At 67.5% G+C, this 23,437-nt stretch carries 30 protein-coding genes; 14 read left to right on the top strand and 16 right to left on the bottom strand.

Going from position 1 to position 23,437, the window contains the following annotated elements; translation table 11 throughout:
• The first annotated feature begins 23 nt into the window (after positions 1-23).
• From ACG3SL_RS19240 to ACG3SL_RS19225, 4 genes are read left to right on the top strand one after another with little or no spacing between them, the layout of a single operon-like run.
• Positions 24-554, top strand: a complete 531-nt coding sequence (locus tag ACG3SL_RS19240; RefSeq protein WP_448662766.1) for a hypothetical protein — start codon at positions 24-26, stop codon at positions 552-554.
• Between the two features lie 31 nt (positions 555-585).
• Positions 586-1,086: a sterol desaturase family protein gene (locus ACG3SL_RS19235; RefSeq protein ID WP_448662765.1), complete on the top strand. Its 501-nt coding sequence runs from the start codon at positions 586-588 to the stop codon at positions 1,084-1,086.
• 33 nt (positions 1,087-1,119) lie between these two features.
• Positions 1,120-1,557, top strand: a complete 438-nt coding sequence (msrB, locus tag ACG3SL_RS19230; RefSeq protein WP_448662764.1) for a peptide-methionine (R)-S-oxide reductase MsrB — start codon at positions 1,120-1,122, stop codon at positions 1,555-1,557.
• Between the two features lie 42 nt (positions 1,558-1,599).
• Positions 1,600-3,726 carry a transglycosylase domain-containing protein gene (locus tag ACG3SL_RS19225; protein ID WP_448662763.1) on the top strand — a complete coding sequence of 709 codons (2,127 nt, stop codon included), beginning with the start codon at positions 1,600-1,602 and terminating at the stop codon, positions 3,724-3,726.
• 84 nt (positions 3,727-3,810) lie between these two features.
• On the opposite strand, the gene ACG3SL_RS19220 is transcribed toward ACG3SL_RS19225, so the two are convergent.
• Genes ACG3SL_RS19220 through ACG3SL_RS19210 form a run of 3 tightly spaced genes read right to left on the bottom strand, consistent with a single transcriptional unit; the run spans position 3,811 to position 5,494 of the window.
• Positions 3,811-4,479, bottom strand: a complete 669-nt coding sequence (locus tag ACG3SL_RS19220) for a M48 family metallopeptidase (RefSeq protein ID WP_448662762.1) — start codon at positions 4,477-4,479, stop codon at positions 3,811-3,813.
• Complete coding sequence (locus tag ACG3SL_RS19215) at positions 4,476-4,910, bottom strand: YcgN family cysteine cluster protein (RefSeq protein ID WP_448662761.1); 435 nt, start codon at positions 4,908-4,910, stop codon at positions 4,476-4,478. Before ACG3SL_RS19215 ends, ACG3SL_RS19220 begins: the two co-directional genes overlap by 4 nt.
• Positions 4,907-5,494 carry an SCO family protein gene (locus ACG3SL_RS19210; RefSeq protein WP_448662760.1) on the bottom strand — a complete coding sequence of 196 codons (588 nt, stop codon included), beginning with the start codon at positions 5,492-5,494 and terminating at the stop codon, positions 4,907-4,909. Before ACG3SL_RS19210 ends, ACG3SL_RS19215 begins: the two co-directional genes overlap by 4 nt.
• A 71-nt stretch (positions 5,495-5,565) precedes the next feature.
• On the opposite strand from ACG3SL_RS19210, the gene ACG3SL_RS19205 reads away from it, so the two are divergent.
• Positions 5,566-6,180 (top strand): ankyrin repeat domain-containing protein, encoded by a 615-nt coding sequence (locus tag ACG3SL_RS19205; protein WP_448662759.1) that lies wholly within the window; start codon positions 5,566-5,568, stop codon positions 6,178-6,180.
• A 129-nt stretch (positions 6,181-6,309) separates the two neighbouring features.
• On the opposite strand, the gene ACG3SL_RS19200 is transcribed toward ACG3SL_RS19205, so the two are convergent.
• From ACG3SL_RS19200 to ACG3SL_RS19150, 11 genes are all read right to left on the bottom strand, one after another.
• The gene (locus tag ACG3SL_RS19200) at positions 6,310-6,807 is read right to left on the bottom strand and encodes an MmcB family DNA repair protein (RefSeq protein ID WP_448662758.1); all 498 of its coding nucleotides are present in this window, start codon (positions 6,805-6,807) and stop codon (positions 6,310-6,312) included.
• Between the two features lie 61 nt (positions 6,808-6,868).
• Positions 6,869-7,519, bottom strand: coding sequence for a cell wall hydrolase (locus ACG3SL_RS19195; protein WP_448662757.1), 651 nt, complete (start codon positions 7,517-7,519; stop codon positions 6,869-6,871).
• Positions 7,520-7,678: 159 nt separating this feature from the next.
• Positions 7,679-8,017 carry a DUF1491 family protein gene (locus ACG3SL_RS19190; protein ID WP_448662756.1) on the bottom strand — a complete coding sequence of 113 codons (339 nt, stop codon included), beginning with the start codon at positions 8,015-8,017 and terminating at the stop codon, positions 7,679-7,681.
• Positions 8,017-8,490, bottom strand: coding sequence for a PaaI family thioesterase (locus ACG3SL_RS19185; protein WP_448662755.1), 474 nt, complete (start codon positions 8,488-8,490; stop codon positions 8,017-8,019). Before ACG3SL_RS19185 ends, ACG3SL_RS19190 begins: the two co-directional genes overlap by 1 nt.
• Positions 8,477-8,944 (bottom strand): PTS sugar transporter subunit IIA, encoded by a 468-nt coding sequence (locus ACG3SL_RS19180; protein ID WP_448662754.1) that lies wholly within the window; start codon positions 8,942-8,944, stop codon positions 8,477-8,479. Before ACG3SL_RS19180 ends, ACG3SL_RS19185 begins: the two co-directional genes overlap by 14 nt.
• 73 nt (positions 8,945-9,017) lie before the next feature.
• The gene (gene hpf, locus ACG3SL_RS19175) at positions 9,018-9,602 is read right to left on the bottom strand and encodes a ribosome hibernation-promoting factor, HPF/YfiA family (RefSeq protein ID WP_448662753.1); all 585 of its coding nucleotides are present in this window, start codon (positions 9,600-9,602) and stop codon (positions 9,018-9,020) included.
• A 60-nt stretch (positions 9,603-9,662) separates the two neighbouring features.
• Positions 9,663-10,355, bottom strand: a complete 693-nt coding sequence (gene dnaQ / locus ACG3SL_RS19170) for a DNA polymerase III subunit epsilon (RefSeq protein WP_448662752.1) — start codon at positions 10,353-10,355, stop codon at positions 9,663-9,665.
• Between the two features lie 7 nt (positions 10,356-10,362).
• Complete coding sequence (coaE, locus tag ACG3SL_RS19165) at positions 10,363-10,956, bottom strand: dephospho-CoA kinase (protein WP_448662751.1); 594 nt, start codon at positions 10,954-10,956, stop codon at positions 10,363-10,365.
• 10 nt (positions 10,957-10,966) lie between these two features.
• Positions 10,967-11,779: a shikimate dehydrogenase gene (gene aroE, locus ACG3SL_RS19160; RefSeq protein WP_448662750.1), complete on the bottom strand. Its 813-nt coding sequence runs from the start codon at positions 11,777-11,779 to the stop codon at positions 10,967-10,969.
• Positions 11,776-12,330, bottom strand: coding sequence for a Maf family protein (locus ACG3SL_RS19155; RefSeq protein ID WP_448665174.1), 555 nt, complete (start codon positions 12,328-12,330; stop codon positions 11,776-11,778). The genes aroE and ACG3SL_RS19155 overlap by 4 nt, the downstream gene beginning before the upstream one ends.
• A gap of 38 nt (positions 12,331-12,368) precedes the next feature.
• Positions 12,369-13,190, bottom strand: coding sequence for a pyruvate, water dikinase regulatory protein (locus ACG3SL_RS19150; RefSeq protein ID WP_448662749.1), 822 nt, complete (start codon positions 13,188-13,190; stop codon positions 12,369-12,371).
• Between the two features lie 302 nt (positions 13,191-13,492).
• Here ACG3SL_RS19150 and hemE point away from each other — a divergent pair, with 302 nt between their 5' ends.
• The 3 genes from hemE (at position 13,493) to rho (ending at position 16,393) form a co-directional block, all read left to right on the top strand.
• Positions 13,493-14,545 carry a uroporphyrinogen decarboxylase gene (gene hemE, locus ACG3SL_RS19145; protein WP_448665173.1) on the top strand — a complete coding sequence of 351 codons (1,053 nt, stop codon included), beginning with the start codon at positions 13,493-13,495 and terminating at the stop codon, positions 14,543-14,545.
• On the top strand, positions 14,542-14,994 hold the full coding sequence (locus ACG3SL_RS19140) for a CopD family protein (RefSeq protein ID WP_448662748.1): 453 nt from the start codon (positions 14,542-14,544) through the stop codon (positions 14,992-14,994). Before hemE ends, ACG3SL_RS19140 begins: the two co-directional genes overlap by 4 nt.
• A 142-nt stretch (positions 14,995-15,136) precedes the next feature.
• On the top strand, positions 15,137-16,393 hold the full coding sequence (gene rho, locus ACG3SL_RS19135; protein WP_448662747.1) for a transcription termination factor Rho: 1,257 nt from the start codon (positions 15,137-15,139) through the stop codon (positions 16,391-16,393).
• A gap of 116 nt (positions 16,394-16,509) precedes the next feature.
• On the opposite strand, the gene ACG3SL_RS19130 is transcribed toward rho, so the two are convergent.
• Positions 16,510-17,211 (bottom strand): dienelactone hydrolase family protein, encoded by a 702-nt coding sequence (locus ACG3SL_RS19130; protein WP_448662746.1) that lies wholly within the window; start codon positions 17,209-17,211, stop codon positions 16,510-16,512.
• Positions 17,208-17,687, bottom strand: coding sequence for a methylated-DNA--[protein]-cysteine S-methyltransferase (locus ACG3SL_RS19125; protein ID WP_448662745.1), 480 nt, complete (start codon positions 17,685-17,687; stop codon positions 17,208-17,210). The genes ACG3SL_RS19130 and ACG3SL_RS19125 overlap by 4 nt, the downstream gene beginning before the upstream one ends.
• A 49-nt stretch (positions 17,688-17,736) precedes the next feature.
• On the opposite strand from ACG3SL_RS19125, the gene ACG3SL_RS19120 reads away from it, so the two are divergent.
• From ACG3SL_RS19120 to ACG3SL_RS19095, 6 genes are read left to right on the top strand one after another with little or no spacing between them, the layout of a single operon-like run.
• A complete protein-coding gene (locus ACG3SL_RS19120; RefSeq protein ID WP_448662744.1) occupies positions 17,737-17,964 on the top strand; it encodes a DUF6489 family protein in 228 nt (75 codons plus the stop codon).
• 1 nt (position 17,965) lies between these two features.
• The gene (mnmE, locus tag ACG3SL_RS19115; RefSeq protein WP_448662743.1) at positions 17,966-19,255 is read left to right on the top strand and encodes a tRNA uridine-5-carboxymethylaminomethyl(34) synthesis GTPase MnmE; all 1,290 of its coding nucleotides are present in this window, start codon (positions 17,966-17,968) and stop codon (positions 19,253-19,255) included.
• A 58-nt stretch (positions 19,256-19,313) separates the two neighbouring features.
• A complete protein-coding gene (gene mnmG, locus ACG3SL_RS19110) occupies positions 19,314-21,146 on the top strand; it encodes a tRNA uridine-5-carboxymethylaminomethyl(34) synthesis enzyme MnmG (protein WP_448662742.1) in 1,833 nt (610 codons plus the stop codon).
• A complete protein-coding gene (rsmG, locus tag ACG3SL_RS19105) occupies positions 21,143-21,766 on the top strand; it encodes a 16S rRNA (guanine(527)-N(7))-methyltransferase RsmG (RefSeq protein ID WP_448662741.1) in 624 nt (207 codons plus the stop codon). Before mnmG ends, rsmG begins: the two co-directional genes overlap by 4 nt.
• Positions 21,763-22,545, top strand: coding sequence for a ParA family protein (locus ACG3SL_RS19100; RefSeq protein WP_448662740.1), 783 nt, complete (start codon positions 21,763-21,765; stop codon positions 22,543-22,545). Before rsmG ends, ACG3SL_RS19100 begins: the two co-directional genes overlap by 4 nt.
• A complete protein-coding gene (locus ACG3SL_RS19095; protein WP_448662739.1) occupies positions 22,542-23,435 on the top strand; it encodes a ParB/RepB/Spo0J family partition protein in 894 nt (297 codons plus the stop codon). The genes ACG3SL_RS19100 and ACG3SL_RS19095 overlap by 4 nt, the downstream gene beginning before the upstream one ends.
• Positions 23,436-23,437 lie beyond the last annotated feature (2 nt).

The raw sequence follows: 23,437 nt of genomic DNA, 5'->3' as shown, positions 1-23,437 counted from the left end.
ACCGAGCGCGCTATCGTTCCGCGATGCCCATCGCAATCCTCCCCCTCGCGCTTGCCGCCACGCTGGTCGCGGCGCCGATCCGCCCCGATCCCGCCGCTGGCGCGCTTTCGGGCCTTACCGGCTGCTGGGACGCCCCCGGACAGGTGATGGGCAAGCCGGTGCGCATGGCAGTGCGCGGCAGCTGGCGGCTGGGCGAACGCTATATTCTGGTCGAGATGCACGGGCTGGACCCCGCCGATCCGTATGACGCCGCGATCGTGATGGGCGGGCACGATGGCGACAAGCTGGCCGGGTGGTGGATGGACAGTTTCGGCGCGGGCTACAGCGCCGCCGGCAAGGGCGCCGTCACCAATGGCGTGCTGGAAATCGACTATGCCTATCCCGACGCCGGCTATCGCAACCGGCTGGAGCGCAAGGGCAAAGGCTGGCACTGGACGATCACCGAGCGCAAGCCCGACGGATCGACGCGCGCTTTCGCTGCCTATGACCTCACACCGACGCCGTGCGGAGACCAAAGCTTCCCGTTCGACGTCAATCCGGGCCAAACCCACTGACGCGCGGCCCCGAAACGCCTATATCGACGCGATGCACCCGCTTTCCGCCCTTGCCCTGTTCCTCGCCACCGTGATCGGCATGGAAGGATTCGCCTATGTCGCGCATCGCTGGCTGATGCACGGGCCGGGCTGGTTCCTGCATGAGAGCCACCATCGCCCGCGCACCGGCCCGTTCGAGCTGAACGACCTGTATGCCGCGATATTCGCCGTGCCGTCGTTCGTGTTGCTGCTGGGCGGCGTGCAACTCGGCTGGTGGGATGGTTTCACGTGGATCGGTGCCGGCATCGCCGCCTATGGCGCGATCTATTTCGGTTTCCACGACGTGATCGTGCATCGCCGCCTGCGCACCGGCTATGTGCCGCGCTCGTCCTATATGAAGCGCATCGTCCAGGCGCACCGGCTGCACCATGCGGTGGGGACAAAGCATGGCACGGTCAGCTTCGGGTTCCTGTGGGCGCCGCGCCCCGAAATGCTCAAGGCGCAGCTCAAATCCAGCGGCGTGCGGCTGGGGCAAAACGACAGGGGTGATTGACGATTCCCCCGCGCGTCCACACATGCTGATGCGATGGAACAGCTGAACCTTTCCGAGTCCGAGTGGCGCAAGCGCCTGACCCCCGAACAATATCATGTGCTGCGCGAAGCGGGCACCGAGCGCGCCTTTTCGGGACGCTATAACGGCAACAAGGCGGACGGCATCTATCGGTGCGCGGCGTGCCACCTCGAACTGTTCGACAGCGTCGACAAATATGATTCGGGATCGGGCTGGCCCAGCTTTACCCAGCCGATCGCGCCCGATCGCGTGGTCGAACATGCCGACAACAGCCACGGGATGCGCCGGGTGGAGGCGCGGTGCGCGCGATGCGACGGGCATCTCGGCCATGTCTTCCCCGATGGCCCTCCCCCCACGGGGCTGCGCTATTGCATGAATTCGGTCAGCCTGGATTTTCGTTCACGCAGCGGCAACGCAAGCGGGGGTAGCGGCGGCGAGACTGCCGGCTCCTAATCCTTGTGAGCCGTCCGAATAGGCGGTATCCGAACCCCCTCCATGGCCACCAAACCGAAAAAAGCCGGAAAGCCCGGCGCCCGCAGCGGCTCCCGCTGGAAACGCTTCGCAGTGTGGAGCATCGCCGCCGGCGCCGCTATGGGGCTGATCGCCGCCATCGCGCTGGGAATCGCCGTGTATTCGACGCGGTCGTCGCTGCCCAGTTTCGACGAGCTGAAATCATCGCCCAACGGCCAGATGATCCGTGTCCATGCCGCCGACGGCACTGTGCTGGTGTCGCTCGGGCCCAGCTATGGCGAATGGATCAAGTCCGACCAGATTCCGCAGGTGATGAAGGACGCGATCATCGCGACCGAGGACCGGCGATTCGAATCGCATTTCGGCGTCGATCCGGTCGGCATCGTGCGCGGCATCCGCGACAGCTTCGACCGCAAGGGCCGGGTGAGCGCGGTGTCCACCATCACCCAGCAGCTGGCGCGCAACGTCTTCCTCTCGCTCAAGCGCTCCTATGGCCGCAAGGTGCGCGAAGGTGTGCTCGCGCTGGCGCTCGAGCGTAAATTCTCGAAGGACCAGATCCTCGAGCTGTACCTGAACAAGGTCTATTTCGGCGGCGGCGCCTATGGCATCGACGCGGCCAGCCGCAAATTCTTCGGCCACCCCGCCACCGAACTGACGCTGGCCGAGGCCGCCGTTATCGCCGGGCTGGTCAAGGCGCCTTCGCATTACTCCCCCAGCGCCGATGCCGAGGCCGCCGTGGACCGCGCCGGCGTGGTGCTGTCGCTGATGGCAGAGACGGGCAAGATCACCGCCGCGCAGTCGCGCGCGACCGATCCGCGCACCGTCAAGCTGGCCCCCGAACCGCGCCAGAACAGCGTGCGCTATTTCACCGACTGGGCGCTGCCCCAGCTGGAAGTGCTGATCGACGAGACGCAGGCGCCGCTGGAAGTGTGGACCACGCTCGACCTGGGGATGCAGCGCGCCGCCGACGATGCGATCCGCGCCAACGCGCCGGGCAATGCCCAGGGCGCGCTGGTCAGCCTGGACCGCGATGGCGCGGTGCGCGCGATGGTGGGGGGCAAGGACTATGTCTCGTCCATCTACAACCGCGCGACACAGGCCACGCGCCAGCCAGGATCGGCGTTCAAGCTGTTCGTCTATCTCGCCGCGCTGGAGGCCGGGCACAAGACCGACGACATGGTGGTCGACGAGCCGGTGACGATCGACGGGTGGAGCCCGCGCAACAATTCTCGCCGCAATTCGGGCCAGATCACGCTGCGCACGGCCTTTGCCTATTCGATCAACACGATCGCGGCGAAGCTGGGCCAGGAAGTCGGCTTCAGCACAGTCGCCGACATGGCGCGCCGGTTCGGGATCACGACCCCCATCAACACCCAGCCGGCAATGGTGCTGGGCACGTCGAACGTGCGGCTGATCGACATGACCCGCGCCTTTGCATCGGTGGGGCAAAAGGGCGTGGCCGTCACTCCCTATGGCATCACGCGCGTCACGGCGAACAACGCGGTGATCTATCAACATGAAGTCGATACCAGCCATGTGCTGGTCGCCCCCTATGTCGCCGCGCAGATGACCGACCTGCTCCAGACCGCCGTCGCCACGGGCAGCGGACGCGCGGCGCAGATCGGCCGCCCCGTCGCGGGGAAGACGGGGACCACCACGTCGAACAAGGACGGCTGGTTCATCGGCTTTTCCAGCGGCCTCACCACCGGCGTGTGGATGGGCCGTGACGATGCGAAGGTCGTCCCCGGCCTGCAGGGCGGCACCGCGCCCGCACGCGCCTTCGCCGCCTTCATGCGCAAGGCGGTGGCGAACCGCCCGGTCGAGGAGTTCGACACCAAGGTGACGCTGCCCGAATGGCAGCTCGAGCCCGAGGACAACGCCTATTATGCCGGGCCCGACAATGGGGTGTTCGTCGACGAAGACGGCAATCCGGTTCCGCAGGACCAGGGCCGCGAGGCGCCCGCGCAGCAGGACCAGGGCGAAGGGCAGCCGCAGGACAAGCTCGATCAGGACTGGATCGACCGGATGACCGGCAACGCGCCGCCTTCGCAACAACAGCCGGGCCGCGCACCGGCGCGCGAACCGTCACGCCAGCCGCAGGTTCTGACGCCTCCCGATCGCGTCCAGCCGCGCGACGGCGCACAGCAATAGCAGGTAGTCAGAAGCGCCCGGTTCCCCCGCGAAAGCGGGGGCCCAGGGTCACGGGCACTGCGTGCGAAACGCTTCAGCGCCCGCCTATCGCCCCACCCAGTGCAGCGCCGCCCCATGGCTGCGCAGCCAGGCGCGCGCCGCGTCGGGATCGCCCTCGTACAGGTCGTCGACCAGCCGGTGGAACGCGGGCGCATGGTTCATATGGACGCGGTGCGCGACTTCATGCGCCACCGTCGCGCGGCGGACGAAATCGGGCGCCAGGATCAGCCGCCAGCTATAGCGGATCGCCCCCGACGAGGCGCAACTGCCCCAGCGGCCCCGCGGATCGCCGATCGACACCCGCGTCACCGTGACCCCCGCCCGCGCGGCATAGTCCGCCGTCTCGGCGCTCAGCACCCGCAGCGCCTCGGCGCGCAGCCAGCGTTCAATGCGGCGCTCCAGCCCCTCGGCCGGGCCGCCGCAATACAGCCGGTCGCCCTCCAGCCGGGGTGCGCGCGCACCCGGCGCGGGCCAGACGATCTCGACCTGCTCCCCGCGAAACGGAAAGCGCGCGCCCGGCGCGAACGGCATCGACTGCGGCAGCCGCGCCTGTTGCGCCGCGATCCAGCCGCGCTGCTCCTCGGCCCAGGCCAGTGCCTTTTTCAGCGAGGCGCGCGGCGGCAGCGTCAGCCGCACGCGGCCGTCGCGCGGATCGACCGCAAGCCGCATGCGCCGGGCGCGTGCGTTGCGGACGACCTCGACCGGCGGGTTCACAAGATCCGGTCCACCAGGTGATGCTCGAAATCGCCGACATCGTCCTCGGAGACCGTCCAGCCGCGCGTCGATTCCCCCGCGCGGTGCACGGCCTCGCGATCACCCGACACCAGATAATGCCATCCGGGCAGCGCCTCGCCCGCCGCGCGCAGGCGATAGGCACAGGTGGAGGGCAGCCATTCGATGCCGCGCACATTGTTCTTGTTCAGCCGCACGCACTCGCTGACATAGGCGTGGCGGTGCTTGTAATCGCTGCACATGCCCATCTTGCGATCGAGCAGGCGGCAGGCAACGTTGGTGGGCAGCAATTCGCCCGTGTCCTCGTCCTCCAGCTTGTGCAGGCAGCATTTGCCGCAACCGTCGCACAGCGCCTCCCACTGTGCCCGGTCGAGCTTGTCGAGCGGCGTATCCTCCCAGAAGCGCGCGCTCACTTTACCCAGTGCCGCAGCTGCGCGGCGATCGCCGGGCCGTCCTGGTCGATCGGCAGCGACGCCATCGGCTTGCCATCGGGGCTCATCAGGAAGGCGACGGCAAGGTGATCGACCAGATAGCCGCCGCCGGGCGCTGCCGGCTGCTTCTTGAAATACACCGCATAGTTCTTCGCGACCTGCGCGATCTGCGCGGGCGTGCCGGTCAGCCCGACGACGCGGGGGTGGAAATTGCCCACGAACTGCTTGATCGCCGCCGGGGTATCGCGCTCGGGATCGACCGAGACGAACACCGGCACGATCTTTTGCGAGAGCCGGGGGTCGGTCTTGTCCAGCTCGCGCATCGCCGCGCCGATCTTCTGCATGTCGGTGGGGCAGACATCGGGGCAATAGGTGTAGCCGAAATACATGATCCGATAGCGGCCGGTGAAATCGGTATCGCGCACGGTCTTGCCGTCCTGATTGGTCAGCGCGAAGGGTCCGCCGATGCGGGCACCGGCGAGCGGGGGCTTGTCCGCACCCCCGCCACAGCTCGCCAGCGGGGCCGCGAGCAGCGCGCATGCAAGCGCTTGAAACATCCTATTCATAGCGTCTCCTGCCATGATCTGTTACGCCGCGCCTTGCAAGAACTCGTCCGAACAAAGGGTGTCGCTGGATCATGAACTACCGTGGGTTTCGCCTCGCCGCCGCTGCCGTGCTGGTGTTCTCGGCCACGCCTGCCTTCGCGCAGAAATTCTCCGACAGCTATGAATTCCTGGAGGCGGTCCGCAAGGCGGATGGCAACAAGGTCAACAAGTTCCTGCAGGACAAGTCGCTGCGGATCATAAACACCAAGGATCGCAATGGCGAGGGTGCGCTGCACATCGTCGCGGCACGCCACAAGGATTCGGACGCAACCTGGCTGCGCGCGCTGCTCCAGGCGGACGATGCCAACCCCAATATCCAGGATCGCGCGGGCAACACCCCGCTGATCGTCGCCGTCAACCAGGGCTGGGCCGAAGGCGTGTCGATCCTGCTGCGGTACAAGGCGAATGTGAACCTGGCCAATTCGGCCGGCGAGACGCCGCTGATCCGCGCCGTGCTGAACCATGACCAGGCGATGGTCCGCCAGTTGCTCGACGCGGGGGCCAATCCCGATCGCGGCGATTACCGCACCGGCAAGAACGCGCGCGACTATGCCCGCGACGAAACGCGCTTTCCGGCGATCGCCAAGATGCTGGCCGATGCGCCCAAGACCGACACCAACGCTGCGGCAGCGGGGCCGCGGCTGTAAGTTTACTGCGCAGACCACCCGCCCCGCCTCCCCACCCGACCACCATAGCCTGATGGTATCGTTGGTGGTCGGGCGGGGAGGCGGGGCGGGTGGTGGCGGGCTCATGCCAATGAGCCTTGCCCTAAGCGCTCAAAACACCTGCTCGGCCTCCGGGTCGAGCAGGTTGAGCACGCGCCGCGCCGCGCGGCGGGCAAAGGCCAAAGTGATTTTCTTGCGCGTTGGACTGGCCAGCGGCACCGTCGCCGGTTCGCGCACCACCGCCGCGTCATAGCGGTCCGCCACCAGGATACCGGCGCGCGCGGGCAGGAACGCTTCCTGTTCGAACGGGCGCAGATCGAACCCGGCGGGCACTGCCCAGAAGAACCGGTCGCAGTGCGGCAGATATTCCTGCCACTTGCCGTCGCCGAGCAGATCGGCACGCGACACCTTAATCTCGACGATAACGATATTCCCGCGCGCATCGATCGCCATCAGATCGGCGCGCCGGCCCCCGTCCAGCGGCACTTCGGCGATCGCCACGCAATCGTGGCGCAACAACATGCGGGATACGCCGCGCGCCACGTCGGCCGCGTCTATGGGGGGGAGGGCGACCGACGTGGCCGCGGCCGGGGATGGCAGATCGCGCATCCCCGAACGCTAGAACATTACACGAACACGGGAAAGCCCCATTGGACTTTCCCGGCGTGGTTCAGCGATAGAAGACGTGGTTGCCGATGGTGGCGACGGTGGGGCGGCCCCAGCTCGCCTTGCTGTAGCGCGCGTGGAAATACAGCGCCTCTTCGGCCGGGCTGTCCCACAGGTCCTTCTGCGCGACCTGCGCCACGGCGAGCGCGCGGCGCCACTGGGCATTGGCCGGCGGCGTCGGAATCTTGCCGCCGCGCACGAACGAGAACTGGCCGCGCTGGGTCAGCACCGAACAGACCGATTTCGGGAAACGACCCGAAGTGGTGCGGTTGAGGATCACTTCGGCAACGGCCAGCTGGCCGGCGAGCGGTTCGCCCTTCGACTCGTAATAGATGCCGGCGGCGAGGCAGTTGAGTTCGCTCGACAGCGATTCGGGCGCGTCCTGCGCTGCCACGACGGCTGAGAGCGATTCGAATTCCTGGTCTTCCTGGAGCGCCTGCTGCGGCAGCGGCTGGACGATCTCTCCGTCCTGTTTTTCCGGAAGGGTGGCCGCAACGGCGAGTTGCGGCGGAACAACATGGTGTTCCTGCGTGTTTACCGACTGAACCGATGCCGGCTGTGCCGTCATGGTCGGGTCGAGCGTGGCAGCATTCGCAAGTGCGCCAGCGCAAAATGTCACCGCCGCGAAAGTCGCGACGCGAGGCAGAAACTTCATTTGTTTTCAGTACTATGCGGTTGGCGTGCGGACGGGCCACTTTTCTCAGTATGGCGCGCCGGACTTTCCCCCCGACTGCGTAACCGCTCGACTTCACACCTCGAACGGCACAACGCTTATGGATACGAGTGGCCCCTTTCCCTGCACAGGCGTGCAATGTCAACTCAGCGACATCGTTTCAGCGGCGAACCGTTCTGCCGATGCGACGTCCAGTTCGATCACCCACAGATCGGTGTCGCGCGCGCGGCGGCGCTGCCAATAGGCCGTGACCGCCGCGTCGTCAGGGAGTTCGCTGGGCCCCGAAGGGAGCAGCATGGGGGTCCCTTCCGGCCCCACGCCACGCTCGAAAAAGCGCGGATTTCCGCCCTTTTCCAGTGCCAGCACCAGGATCGCGCCTGCGGTCGCGTCGCCGCGCGCCAGCACCATTGCCGCGCCCCCTTCCTGGTTGACCCGGCGGATCAGCGCGCTGACCTGCATCGCGCTCGTCAGCCGCGCCATCAACCCGCCCGATAGCCGGGGAGCGAGGCGAGCGGGATTCTAGAGCGCATGAAGGTGCCGGTGCCGCGCGCCGCCTCTTCGCCGGTGGAATCGATCAGCCGCGCCTCGGCCACGAACACGCGGCGCTGGCCGCTGACCCAGCGGCCCTCGGCCACCACCGGCCCTTCGGCCAGCGGCTTGGTGAGCAGCAGGTTGAACGCCGTGGTCAGCAGGAAACGATCGGTGACAAGGCTGTTGGCCGCATAGAAGGCCGCATCGTCGAGCATCTTGAAATAGCTCGTACCGTGCGCGGCCCCGGCTGCGTGGAACAGTTGCGGTTCAATGTTGAAGCGGATGCGTGCGATCCCGCTTTCCGGAATCTCGAGCACCGAGTCGAACAGCTGGTTGATCGGCGCCGCCGCATAGAGCGATTCGAGCGCACGGAAATGCGCCGCCTCGCCCTGCGGCGGGGGTGCGGGATCAGGCTGCGTCACGCGCTTCCACGCGGGCGAGCAGCGCGAACAGCGCGTCGGGCGAGCCGGCCCCGCGCAGCTTGGCGGCAAAGTTGCGGTCGCGCAGGTGGCGCGAGACACAGGCCAGTGCCTTCAGATGCTCGGCCCCTGCGCCGGTAGGCGACACGAGCATGAACACCATGTCGACCGGCAGCTCATCCACTGCGCCGAAGTCGATCGGGTGGGTGAGCGTCGCGAAAACGCCGCACACCCGCCGCAGGCCATCCAGCTTGCCGTGCGGAATCGCGATTCCGCCGCCAAAGCCGGTCGAGCCGAGCTTTTCCCGCTCGGCCAGCCGATCGGCAACGGCGCGTGCGTCCAGCCCATAGGCGCGCGCCGCAGCGGCCCCCAGTTGCTGGAACAGGTTCTTCTTGTTGGCAGCGCTCACGCCGGACAGCACGGCTTCCGACGTGAGCAGATCGTTAAGTTCGGTCATCAATCATCCAGTAGCGGGGGCCCCCCGGCCCCCGGGCATGCATCAGCATATCATGCCCCCCCGGGGCGTGACGTCATCCTTGAACGCGATTGGGCTCCACCCAGCCGATCGTGCCGTCGCCACGGCGATAGACCATGTTGAAGCTGCCGGTTCCGGTGTTGCGGAACAACAGGGCGTTGGTGTTGCGCAGATCGAGCATCATCACCGCGTCGGACACCGTCGCCTCTGGCACGTCGACGCGCGTCTCGGCGATGATGAGCGGCGCATCGGCGATTTCCTCTTCCTCGGTGTGCTCCTGGAACAGCGTATAGCCGGCATCATAGGCGCCAACTTCGGCGAGCGCATTGATTTCGCCGTTCTGGCGATCCTTCAGGCGGCGGGTATAGCGTCGCAGCTGCTTGTCGATGCGGTCGGCCGCACCCGCAAAGGCGCCATTGGCCTCCATGCCGGTGTTCGATGCCTTGAGCACCAGCCCCTGCATCACGTGCATCACGATGTCGCAGGTGAAGCCGTTGTCGTGCGGCCCCTTGCCGAACGTGACGTTCGACGAGATCGCGCGCGAGAAATATTTGTCGGCAATACCCTGGAGCCGATCCGCAACCTGCGTCTGCAGCGCGCCGCCGGTGTCGACCTGGTGGCCAGAAACACGGATATCCATGGGCAATTCTCCTACTACACTAAATTTTCAACGCGCCGCCTGGCGGATCGTCATCCTGCGTCAACCGGATGCGGCCACCCCCCAGAGCGGATCTTCCAACCCCTTGAGAAACGTTGCGTGGCGCGCAAGTTCCGCCTCGCTCGCCGCAAAATGGCGCGCGGGGCGAACATGGACCCGCGTCGGCGCCTCCGCCGGGGTCTCGCGCAGCACGGGCGTGTCCACCGCCAGCCCCAACGTGATCTGTCGCCCGCCGGTCAGCTCGACATAGACCTGCGCCAGCAGCTGCGCGTCGAGCAACGCCCCGTGCAGCTGGCGCGCGCTCAGGTCGATGCCATAGCGGTTGCACAGCGCGTCCAGCGTGTGCTTCGCGCCGGGATGCCGGCTGCGCGCGATGGTCAGCGTATCGACCATCCGCCCCATGTCCACGAGCGGGCGGCTGCACCGCCCCAGTTCGCCGTTCAGGAAGCCGAAATCGAACCCGGCATTGTGCGCGACCAGCGGGCAATCGCCGATGAAGTCGAGCAGATCCTCGACGACATGCTCGAACAGCGGCTTATCCGACAGGAAGCGTTCGCTCAGGCCATGGACGTTGAACGCCTCGACCGGCATCGACCGCTGCGGATTGATATAGGCGTGGTAATGGCGCCCGGTCGGCACCCGGTTGACCAGTTCGACACAGCCGATCTCGACCAGCCGGTCGCCGCCCGCGAAGCTGAGCCCCGTCGTTTCGGTATCGAACACGATTTCGCGCATGCCGACCTTATCCTCCCGTCGGCGCCGAGAGGCAAGCGATCAGCATACGTACGTGTTCGCGCGTATCCGCATGGGTCCCGCCGGTGGGAATCACGAAATCGGCGCGCGCGCGCTTCTCCGCATCGGGCATCTGCCGGGCCAGGATCGCGTCGAACCGTGCCGCGGTCATGCCCGGCCGCGCCAGCACCCGCGCGCGCTGAACCTCTGCGGGAGCGGAGACCACGGCGATCCGGTCCACGTCCTGCCATCCCCCCGCTTCGAAGAGAAGCGGCACGTCGAGCACCACCAGCGGGGCATCGGCATGCGCCGCCAGAAACGCCGCCCGCGCCGCCGCAACCGCAGGATGCACCAGCGCCTCCAGCCGCGCGAACGCCGCCGGATTGCCGAACACGGCCTCGCCCAGCGCAGTGCGGTTCACGCCCTGCGCATCGGTAGTGTCGGGAAATTCGGCCTCGATCGCGGCGACCAGCGCGCCGCCCGGCCCTTGCAGCCGGTGCACTTCGGCATCGGCATCGAACACGGGCACGCCGGCCTCGGTGAACATCGCCGCCACGGTCGACTTGCCCATGCCGATCGATCCGGTGAGGCCCAGCGTCAGCACGGCCAGCCCTTCACCGCGTCAGCAACGCGCGGAGTTCGTCGTCGCGGTCGCGCGGCGGCTCCGCGCCGAAAAACAGCTCGAACGCCAGCGCCGCCTGGCCGATCAGCATTTCCAGCCCGTCGACCGTATCCAGCCCGCGATCATGCGCCTGGGCGAGCAGCGGGGTCTCCAGCGGCACGTACACCGCGTCATAGACCACGGCATCCTCGGGCAGCGGCGACAAGTCGATCGCCAGCGGCGGCTGGCCGGTCATCCCCAGCGCGCTGGCATTGACCAGCAGCCGAGCCGGAGGCAGCGGCGCGGCCAGCGGCAGCGCCTGGCCCTTGATCCCGAAGGTGGAAAGCAGCGCCGCCGCCTTCAGCACGTTGCGGTTGAGGATCGTCACCTTGCCGATGCCGACCCGCGAAAGCGCGAACAGGATCGCCCGCGCCGCGCCGCCCGCGCCGACCACCACGGCATGCGCGCCCTCCAGCTCCAGCCCCGCGATCGGCGCGTAGAAACCGCCCGCATCGGTGTTGGTGCCGATCAGCACGCCGTCTTCGGCGCGCAGCACGGTGTTGATCGCGCCGATGCTCGCGCGCACGTCGCCGCGATCCTCGACATGATCGAGTGCTGCCTGCTTATGCGGAATGGTGATGTTGCACCCGCGCCAATCGGGATCGCCGCGCCGCGCGTCGAAATAGGCGCCCAGCCCCTCGGGCGTGACATGCGTCGCGCGATACTCGGCGTCGATGCCCAGCGCGTTCAGCCAGAACCCATGGATCAGCGGCGATTTGGAATGCGCGATCGGATCGCCGATCACTTCGGCATAGAGTCTGGTCACGACGGCATCACTCCCCGGACGCGCAGATAGTCGAGCAGCGGCAGCATCGGCATCCCCAATATGGTGAAATGGCTGCCCTCGGTCCGCGCGAACAGCTGCACGCCGGGCCCTTCGATCCGATAGCAGCCGACACAGCCGGCAATGGCGGGCCATTCCTGGTCGAGATAGTCGGCGATGAAGTCTTCGGACAGCGGACGGACATGCATCCGCGCGCGATCGACGTGCCGCCACACCGGGCGCCCGCCCTCGGCGATCACCGCGGCGCTGAACAGATCATGAGTGCGCCCCGACAGGCGGCGCAGATGCGCGGCAGCATCCTCGCGGCTCACCGGCTTGTCGAGCAGGCTGCCGTCGTCGAGCGCGACCACCGAGTCGCAGCCCAGCACCAGCGCCGTCGGGTGCATCCCCGACAGCTTCAGCGCCTTCAGCTCGGCCAGCGCGTCGGACAGGTCGCGCGCGGAGATCCCCCCGGCGACCAGCGAATCCTTGGCCGATGCCTCGTCCACCAGCGCCGCCGCCGCCTCATGTGGGACGCCCGCCTGAGTCAGCATCGCGCGGCGCGACGCGCTTTGGGAAGCGAGGACGAGTTTCATGGCATTCCTGTCTGGAGCGTGCGTTCGTTGCACATCTGGATGATCGCCGCCGCAGTCTCTTCGATCGAGCGGCGCGTGACGTCGATCACCGGCCAGCCATTGTCGGCGAACATCCGCCGGGCAAGCGCGATCTCGCGCTGCACCGACTCCTGGTCGACATAGCTCGTCTCAGGGCTCTGGTTGAGCGACAACAGCCGGTTGCGGCGGATCTGCACCAGCCGGTCGGCACTGGTCGTCAGCCCCACGATCAGCGGACGGCGCAGCGTGAACAGCGACGGCGGCGGCGGCGATTCCACGACGATCGGGATGTTCGCGGTCTTGTATCCGCGATTGGCGAGATAGATCGACGTCGGCGTCTTGGACGAGCGCGAGACGCCCGCGAGGACGATATCGGCCTCTTCCCAATCCTCGGCGCCGATGCCGTCGTCATGCGCGATGGTGAACTGGATCGCGTCGACCCGCGCGAAATAGGCGGCGTCTAGGGTGTGCTGGCGCCCCGGCCGCGCCTTTGCCTCCTGCCCGAGCAGGCCCGACAGCGCGTGGCTGACCGGATCGAGCGGGGCGATCGCAGGCAGCCCCATCGCACGGCACCGCGTTTCCAGCGTCCGGCGGATCTCGCTGTTCACCAGCGTGAAGATCACCAGCCCGGGGTTCTGCGCGATCTCCTGAAGGATGCGTTCCAGATGCGCCTCGGAGCGCACCATCGGCCAGAAATGGCGCAGCGTCTCGACATCGTCGAACTGCGCCAACGCAGCCTTGGCGATGTTCTCCAGCGTCTCGCCGGTGGAATCGGAGAGGAGGTGGAGGTGGAGCCGCACGGCTATGGGGATGGCCTTGTGGATAACATGCCGAAAACCGCTAGCGTAACCTGAGCGCCGGGCCAAGCCGCCGAAATCCGGCTGAGTCACGGGTGATTCGTCCACAGCGCGATCCCCAGCGTTATGATTCCGTCCACAGCCTGTGGGAATCGGGAATCCCTGAATCGAATCTGCGGCGTTCCGCGGCCCGCGATGAGTCAAGCTGTTGGCAGAATCCGGACAGAGTCCTAAACCCCGGCTTTCACCGCCCTACTGACTCCAACAACCCTAAGATTCTTCTCTTATAGATTTAGGATAGTGCCCTGACTCAGTCCGCCCCCCCGTCGTCGGCCAAGCCGCTGCTCCAGACTCTGCGCGGCGAGCGTCAGTCCGTCCCGCCGATCTGGCTCATGCGTCAGGCCGGGCGCTATCTGCCCGAATACCGCGCGCTTCGGGCTGAAAAGGGCGGATTCCTCGCGCTCGCGATGGACCCCGAGTCCGCCGCCGAAATCACGATCCAGCCGATCCGCCGCTTCGGCATGGACGGGGCGATCCTGTTTTCCGACATCCTGGTCGTGCCGATGGCGCTCGGGCAGGATCTGTGGTTCGAAACGGGCGAAGGCCCCCGCCTGGCCCCAAAGGTGCAGGCAAAGGACGTGCTGGACGGCCTCCAGGATGCGCCTGAGGCGCTTGAGCCCGTATATGGCACCGTGCGGAGGGTCGCGGCGCTTCTGCCCCCCCAGACCAGCTTCCTGGGCTTTGCGGGCAGTCCCTGGACGGTCGCGACCTATATGATCAACGGGCAGGGCAGCCGCGAACAGGCGGAGGCGCGGCGGCTGGCCTATGGCGATCCCGCGCTGATGCAGGCGCTGGTCGATCGGATCGAGGCGTGCACGATCACCTATCTGCTGGGCCAGATCGCCGCAGGCGTAGAGGCAGTGCAGCTGTTCGACAGCTGGTCGGGCAGCCTGTCTCCCGCGCAGTTCGAGCGCTGGGTCATTGCCCCCACCGCGCGGATTGCCGCTGCGCTCCATGCTGCCGCCCCGCACGTGCCGGTCATCGGCTTTCCGAAAGGGGCGGGGGGCAAGCTTCCGGCCTATGCGCGTGAGACCGGGGTGGATGCGATCGGTGTCGACGAGACGGTCGATCCCGTCTGGGCGCATGCATCGCTGCCTGAAGGGTTGCCGGTGCAGGGCAATCTCGACCCGCTGGCGCTGATCGCCGGGGGCGCGACGCTGGATGCGGCGGTCGATCGCATCCTCGCCGCGTTCGCCGAGCGGCCGCATGTGTTCAATCTGGGGCACGGCATCCTGCCGGACACGCCGATCGCGCATGTCGAGCAGTTGCTGGCCCGCGTGCGCGGAGACGAGCGATGACGGGGCTCCTGGGCGGCGCCTATCTATGGGTGAAGGCGTTCCATATCATCTTCGTGATCTTCTGGATGGCGGGGCTGTTCCTGCTGCCGCGCTATCTGGTGCACCATCAGGAAGCGCTGGGCACCCCGCAGGCGGCCGATTGGACCCGGCGTGAGGCAATGTTGCGCCGGATGATCCTGACCCCCTCCATCGTCGTCGTATGGGCGCTGGGGCTGGTGCTGGCGGTCAATCTGGGGCTGTTCGAGGGGCAGCCAGGGCTCGGTTGGCTCCACGCCAAGCTGCTGCTCGTAGTGCTGCTGTCGGGCTATCATGGCTGGGCGGTCGCCTATTCGAAGAAGCTGGCGCGCGGGCAGGGGGCGATCCCGTCGCGGCGCCTGCGCCTGCTCAACGAAGTGCCGGCGCTTGCCGCAGTGCTGATCGTTATACTGGCGGTGGTGAAACCGTTCTGACTCCGGTTGACTTGGGGCAGGGGGGAACCTAATTCGCGTAACAGACCGAACGCCCCCGGGCGGCGGTTCCTTCCTCCAGCATCGCTTCTCGTGCGCACATCCGCCGGCCGACGCTCCCCCCGCTAGAATTTCGGACTCCTGCATGCACCTCAAGGACCTCAAGAAGAAATCGCCCGCAGACCTGGTCACCATGGCCGAGGAGCTGGGCGTCGAGAGCGCATCGACGCTGCGCAAGCAGGATCTGCTCTTCGCGATCCTCAAGTCGCAGGCCGAGAATGGCGACCAGATCATGGGCGAGGGCACGATCGAAGTGCTCCCCGACGGTTTCGGTTTCCTGCGCAGCCCGCAGGCCAATTACCTGGCCGGTCCCGACGACATCTATGTCAGCCCCAACCAGGTCCGTAAATTCGGCCTGCGCACGGGCGACACGGTGGAAGGCGAAATCCGCGCACCCAAGGATGGCGAGCGCTATTTCGCACTGACCCGGCTGGTCTCCGTCAATTTCGACGATCCCGATGCGGTTCGCCACCGCGTCAATTTCGACAACCTGACGCCGCTCTATCCCGAACGCAAGCTGACGCTCGACACGCTCGACCCGACGCAGAAGGACAAGTCGGCGCGCGTCATCGACATCATCAGCCCGCAGGGCAAGGGCCAGCGCACGCTGATCGTCGCCCCGCCGCGCGTCGGCAAGACGGTGATGCTCCAGAACATCGCCAAGGCGATCACCGAGAACCATCCCGAAGTGTTCCTGCTGGTGCTGCTCATCGATGAGCGCCCCGAGGAAGTCACCGACATGCAGCGTTCGGTGAAGGGTGAGGTCGTGTCCTCCACCTTTGACGAACCGGCGACCCGCCACGTGCAAGTTGCTGAAATGGTTATCGAAAAGGCAAAGCGGCTGGTCGAGCACAAGAAGGATGTCGTCATCCTGCTCGATTCGATCACGCGCCTTGGCCGCGCCTACAACACCGTCGTTCCCAGCTCGGGCAAGGTGCTGACCGGTGGCGTCGACGCCAATGCGCTCCAGCGCCCGAAGCGATTCTTCGGCGCCGCGCGCAACATCGAAGAGGGCGGCTCGCTCTCGATCATCGCCACCGCGCTGATCGACACGGGCAGCCGCATGGACGAAGTCATCTTCGAAGAGTTCAAGGGCACCGGCAACTCGGAAATCGTCCTCGACCGCAAGGTTGCGGACAAGCGCATCTTCCCCGCGCTCGACGTCGGCAAGTCGGGCACCCGCAAGGAAGAGCTGCTGGTCGACAAGAACAAGCTGTCCAAGATGTGGGTGCTGCGCCGCATCCTGATGCAGATGGGCACGATCGACGCGATGGAGTTCCTCCTCGACAAGATGAAGGACTCCAAGACCAACGAGGATTTCTTCGATTCGATGAACCAGTGAGGGAAGGGCCGGATCGGCCCGACCTGACGGACGCAAAAACGGCGCGGGCAGCGATGCCCGCGCCGTTTTTCATGCTCGAGGGGAAGCGGCCCGGCGGACCGCTCCACGTGAAACAATCACCCCAGATGCTGCGCGAAGAAATCGCTCGTCCGCTGATCGGCCAGTTGCGCCGCCGCCTCCGACCGGCGCTTGCCCATCTCGGCGGCAAAGCCGTGATCCTCGCCGGGATAGTCGAGGATCGTGACCTTGGGGTGGTCGTCCAGCCCTTCGTGCATCTTCGCCTGGATGTCGGGGGTCACGAAGTGATCGGCGCCGGCGACATGGAGCAGCACCGGATTCGCGATCGCATGCTTCTCGCCCAGCAGGCCGTCGATCCCGACGCCATAATAGCCGACGCTGGCGTCGCTATCGGTGCGCGTCGCCGCCATGAACGCCAGGCGCCCGCCCAGGCAATATCCGACCACGCCGACCTTGCCGCCGTCGCCCAGCTGCGTGCGCGCCGCCTTGATCGTCGCCTCGATGTCCGCCACCCCGGCGGTCTGGTCGAACTTGCCCATCAGGCCGAGCGCGGTCTGGAATTCCTCGGGCACATCGGGGTCGAGGTTCACGCCCGGCTCGATCCGCCAGAACAGGTCGGGCGCGAGCGCGAGATAGCCTTGCGCGGCCCAATCGTCGCACTTCTGGCCGATGCCGGGGTTCACGCCGAAAATCTCCTGGATCACGACGATGGCCGCGCGGGGCGTGCCTTCGGGCCGGGCGAGATAGGCGGCGAAGGTGCCGCTGCCGTCCGACGCAGCGATGCTGAGGGTCTCGGTCATAACAATAGTCCTCCGGAGAAGCGCCGCTCATGGTCGAGCAGCCAGGATTTGGTCTGCGGGCCGCGCCCCGCCGAATAGGCACCCAGCGCTCCGCCGGCACCCAGCACGCGGTGGCATGGCACCAGGATGGGGAAGGGGTTGCGCGCGCACAGCTGGCCGATCGCGCGCGGGCTCGATCCCAGTCGCGCCGCGAGCGCGCCATAGCTGCACGTCTCGCCAAAGCCGATACCGATCAGCCCGTCGCGCAGCACGGCGCCGCGTGAAGTGGGGGCGGGGGCAAGCGGCAGGTCGAAGCTGCGACGCTCGCCGGCGAACCACTCCGCCAGTTGCTCGGCAGCCGCACGCACGGCAACGGCGCTGCCCGGCGAGGGTGTTCCCGCCGCGTCGATCGTTACGGAAAACAGCGCGGCGTCATCCCCTTCGATGCGGATGCAGCCGATGGGCGTTGCGATCAGGCTATGGTCGCGCGCATACATGGGGCATGGCGTACCTCTGCCCCGAGGCGTGCTCAAGCGGAGAAGAGCGATGAAGATCAATGTCGAGGTAGAGTGCACGCCCGAAGAGGCGCGCCGAGCGATGGGACTGCCGGACCTTGCGCCGGTGCACGAAAAATACATCGCGATGATGGTCGACGCGATCGACAAGCAGGGCAGCCCCGAGGCGTTCGAAGCGATGCTCAAGACCTGGGCGCCCATGGGCGAGGCGGGGATGAATTTCTGGCGCGGGATGTTCGAGGGCAAGAAGACCGGCTGACATGGACACGATCTTTGCGGTGTCGAGCGGCGCGCCGCCTGCCGCCATCGCGGTGCTGCGGCTCAGCGGCCCGGCGGCGTTCGGCGCGGTCCGCAGCCTCGCCGGCAGCCTTCCCGAACCCCGCCGCGCAGCCGTGCGCGCGCTGCGTGATCCCGCGAACGGGGCGCTGCTCGACCGCGCGCTGGTGCTGGTGTTTCCCGGTCCGCGCAGCGCGACGGGCGAGGACCTGGCCGAGCTGCACCTCCATGGCGGACGCGCGGTGGTGCGCGCGGTCGAAGCCGCGCTGGCGGCGATGCCGGGGCTGCGCGCGGCGGAGGCGGGGGAGTTCACCCGGCGTGCGCTCACCAATGGCCGCATCGATCTGAGCGAGGCGGAGGGGCTGGGTGATCTGCTCGCGGCGGAGACCGAGGCGCAGCGCCGGGTCGCGATCCGATCGGCCGAGGGCGCCGTGCGCCGCGAAGTCGAAGGCTGGACCGCGCGGCTGCTCGCGCTGGCGGGGCAGGTCGAGGCGATCCTGGACCATAGCGACGAAGACGATGTCGAGGCGGGGAGCGACACGCTGTCGGTGCTCCAGGCGACTGCCGCCGCGCTCGCCACCGAGATCCGCGCCGCAACCGATCGCCCTGCCATCGAGCGTTTGCGTGACGGGCTGCGGGTCGTACTGGCGGGGCCACCCAATGCCGGCAAGTCGACGCTGCTCAATGCGCTGGCGCAGCGTGATGCCGCCATCGTCTCGCCAATCGCGGGAACGACGCGCGACCGGATCGAAGTGCCGATCGCGCGGGACGGCGTGGCCTATGTCTTCACAGACACCGCCGGACTGACGGCCCTGCCGGGTGATGCGATCGAGGCGATCGGCGTCGCCCGTGCGCAGGAAGCGCTGGCGGCGGCGGACATCGTGCTGTGGCTGGGTGACGATACCCCGCCGGCGCATCCGGCGCTGCTATGGGTCCATGCCCGCGCCGATGTGGCGGGGCGGGAGGATGCCGGGCAGGCGGACGTTGCGGTGTCGGCGGCGACCGGGCTCGGCCTCGAAGCTCTATGGAACCGCCTCGCCGAGCTTGCAGCGACGCTCTTGCCGCCGCCCGATCTGGTCGCGCTCAACCAGCGCCAGCGCGCGCTCTGTGCGTCGGCGGCGGACGCGCTGGCGGCGTCGGCGGGGCAGGCGGACCTGCTCCTGCTGGCTGAGGATCTGCGCAGTGCGCGGCGCACGCTCGACGCTGTGACGGGACGAGCGGGCGTTGAGGCCATGCTGGACTCGCTATTCTCGCGCTTCTGCATCGGCAAATAGCGGCGTTCCACGTGGAACGCTTTTGACGCGCGGCGACCGAGCGGGTAGGCGGTCGGACATGCAATTCGACGTCATCGTCATCGGCGGAGGCCATGCGGGCACCGAGGCCGCGGCGGTCGCGGCTCGCCGGGGCGCCCGCACTGCGCTGCTTAGTTTCGACCTCACCAAGCTGGGCGCCATGTCGTGCAACCCGGCGATTGGCGGCTTGGGCAAAGGGCATCTGGTCCGCGAAGTCGACGCGTTCGACGGGCTGATCGCGCGCGCGGCCGACGCCGCCGGCATACATTATCGCATGCTGAATCGGAGCAAGGGCACTGCCGTCCAGGGCCCGCGCGTCCAGGCCGACCGCAAGCGCTATGCCGGCGCGATCCAGGCAATGCTGGCCGCGCAGCCCGGCCTGAGCCTGGTCGCAGGCGAGGCCTCTGCCTTGCTGGTAGAGGGCGGGCGGGTCGCGGGCGTCCGGTTGCGCGATGGGTCGTCGATCGCGGCGCGTGCGGTCGTGCTGGCGACGGGCACCTTTCTGGGCGGGCGCATCTTTCGCGGCGAGGAACGGCTTGAGGGCGGCCGGATCGACGAGGCCGCCGCTACCGTGCTGGCGGCGCAGCTGCGCGAGCTTGCGCTGCCGATGGCGCGGCTCAAGACCGGCACGCCGCCCCGGCTCGATGGCCGCACGATCGATTGGGCGCGCGTCGCCGAGCAGCCTTCGGACGTCGAACCCTGGACGATGTCGCCGGTCACCGCCGCGCGCCTTCTGCCCCAATTGCACTGCGGCATCACCCGCACGACCGAGGCAACGCACGACGCGATCCGCTCAGGGCTCGATCGCTCGCCCCTGTTCAGCGGGGCGATCGATGCGCAGGGGCCGCGCTATTGCCCCTCGATCGAGGACAAGATCCACCGCTTCGGCGACCGTGACGGGCATCAGATCTTTCTCGAGCCCGAGGGTCTCGATACGCCGCTGATCTATCCCAACGGCATGTCGACGTCGCTCCCGGTCGATATCCAGGCGGCGATGGTCGCCTCGATTCCGGGGCTGGAGCGCACGCGGATCGTCACGTCGGGCTATGCGGTGGAGTACGACCATATCGATCCGCGCGCGCTGGATGCCACCTTGGGCCTGCCCGATATTCCGGGGCTGTTCTGCGCGGGCCAGATCAATGGCACGACCGGCTATGAGGAAGCGGCGGGGCAGGGCCTTGCGGCGGGCGCCAATGCCGCCGCGCACGCGATGGGGATCGCGCCGCTGCTACTTGATCGCGCGACCAGCTATCTCGGCGTGATGGTCGACGACCTTGTGCTTCAGGGTGTCACCGAACCCTATCGCATGCTGACCGCCCGTGCCGAGTTCCGGCTGCGTCTGCGCGCAGACAATGCCGAGACGCGCCTTGGGCCGGTGGCTGCGGCGCTGGGGTGCCTGACCCCGGCGCGGACCGAACGCCTCGCATGGCGGCTCGAGGAGCGCGCGCGCGTCGAGGCGGCGTTTGCGGACACGCTTACCGCGACGGTGCTGGCAGCGCGCGGCGCGCCGGTGGGGCAGGACGGCGCCCGCCGCTCGGCGAAGGAATGGCTGCGTTTCTCTGGGGTCGAGCTGCACCATCTGGTGTCGGACGTGACTGCCGATCCGGCGATCCTCGCCGAGTTCATCGAGGATGCGCGCTATGCGCCCTATCTGGAGCGGCAGGAAGCCGAGGTCGCCCAGCTGCGCGGTAACGATGCGATCCGCCTCAGCGCCGACCTAGATTTCGCCGCCATTCCCGGCCTTTCTAACGAAATGGTCGAGCGGCTACGGGCGGCGCGCCCGGAAACGCTGGGTGCGGCGTCGCGCATTCGCGGGATCACCCCGGCGGCGCTGTCGGCCATCCTGCTTCACGCCCGAAGGAACGCGGCATGACCGAAGACGAAGCCCGCGCGTGGATCGACCAGACCTTCGGTGTTTCACGTGGAACGCTGCTGGAGCGCTTTGGAGCGCTGCTGAAGGCTGAATCGGCCCGGCAGAACTTGATCGCGGCCTCGACGCTGGACTCGCTCTGGACGCGCCACCTGCTCGATTCCGCGCAGCTGGTGCCGCTCGCCGCCGCTGCGCCGCGCGGCGCGTGGATCGATGTGGGGGCAGGGGCCGGGCTTCCGGGCATCGTCGTCGCGATCCTGACCGAGCGTCCCGTGGTGCTGGTCGAACCGCGTGCCAAGCGCGTGGCCTTCCTGCGCGATGCGGCGGCGGCGCTGGGCATCGACAAGCGCGTCACCGTGCAGCCGACCAAGATCGAGACCTATCGCCCGCTCAATCGCGCCGCCGTGATCTCCGCGCGCGCCGTGGCCGAATTGTCGCAGTTGCTCGCCTCTACGCTGCACTGCACCGATGAATCGACCGTCTGGGTGCTGCCAAAGGGCCGCAATGCACAATCAGAGGTGGAAGCGGCGGGCGAGCGGTGGCAAGGTAGTTTCCACGTGGAACACAGCATCACACAGCCGGATTCCGGTATCGTGGTTGCCCAGGGGGTACGCCCAAGATGATCTGCATCGCGATCGCCAACCAAAAGGGCGGGGTGGGGAAGACCACGACTGCGATCAACGTCGGCACCGCGCTGGCCGCGACCGGCAAGCGGGTGCTGCTGCTCGACCTCGATCCCCAGGGCAATGCCTCGACCGGGCTCGGCATCGGCCGGGCGGAACGCGAGCATTCGACCTATGACCTGCTGCTCAGCGACCATGATCTCGAGGAAGTCGCGGTGCCGACCAAGGTGCCCGGCCTCGACATCGTCCCCGCGACGCAGGACCTGTCGGGCGCTGAAATCGAGCTGATCGAGTTCGAGGCGCGCACCCACCGGCTCGATGCGGCGGTGGCCCGACACACCGCGCATCGCTGGGACGTGATCCTGATCGATTGCCCGCCCTCGCTTGGGTTGCTGACCATCAACGCGATGGTGGCGGCGCATGCGCTGCTCGTGCCGTTGCAGTGCGAGTTCTTCGCGCTGGAGGGGCTCAGCCAGCTGCTCACCACGGTCGAGCGTATCCGCAGCCGGTTCAATCCCGGCCTGTCGATCCTCGGCGTTGCGCTGACGATGTACGATCGCCGCAATCGGCTGACCGATCAGGTTTCGGACGATGTCCGCGCGGTGCTGGGCCGCGTGGTGTTCGATACCGTCATCCCGCGCAACGTCCGCCTGTCCGAAGCGCCCAGCCATGGGCTGCCCGCGCTGATCTACGACCATAAATGCGCCGGCTCCGAAGCCTATATCGCGCTCGCCCGCGAAGTGCTCGACCGCCTGCCCAAGCTCAAGAAGGCCGCATGACCGAACCTGCCGCACGCAAACCTCGCCCCGGCCTTGGCCGCGGACTCAGCGCGCTGCTGGGGGACTCGGTCCCCGAAGCGCCGATCAACGGCAGCCCCGATACCAGCAGCACGCCCGGCGTGCGCACGCTGCCGGTCAGCGCGATGGCGCCGCATCCCGGCCAGCCCCGCCGCCATTTCGACGAGGATGCGCTGGAGGAACTCGCCAAGTCGATTTCGGCGCGCGGGCTGATCCAGCCCATCGTCGTGCGCCCGCACGGCCATAGCTACCAGATCGTCGCTGGCGAGCGCCGCTGGCGCGCGGCGCAGCGCGCCCGGCTCCACGAAGTCCCGGTCATCGTCCGCGAGCTGACCGATGCCGAGACGATGGAACTGGCGCTGGTCGAGAATATCCAGCGCGAAGACCTGAACGCGATCGAAGAGGCCGAGGCCTATTCGAAGCTGATCGACATGTTCGGCCACACTCAGGAGGCGCTGGCCCGGTTGGTCCACAAATCGCGCAGCCATGTCGCGAACCTGCTTCGCCTGCTCGATCTGCCGGCGCCGGTGCGCGAGATGGTGGTCGAGGGGGCGATCGAAATGGGCCATGCCCGCGCGCTGATCGGCGCGCCGGACCCGGAAAAGCTCGCCCGCGTCGTAGCGGACAAGGGGCTGTCGGTGCGCGACACCGAAAAGCTCGCGCGCGAAGCCAAGCCGGCGTCGAAGCGCAAGGGCGCCGAGCCCGTGTCGCGTGACGCCGACCTGGCGGCGCTGGAGGGGCAATTGGGCGACGTGCTGGGGCTCAAGGTCCAGATCGCGCATGCGGCCAAGGGCGGCACGATCACCGTCAGCTATTCGACGCTCGACCAGCTCGACATGGTGTGCCAGCGCCTCAGCGGCGAGCGAATCTAGCG

The organism is Sphingomonas degradans, from assembly GCF_053502645.1.
The sequence above is the reverse complement of the archived record's forward strand: the minus strand, read 5'-3'. Positions and strand labels throughout refer to the sequence as shown.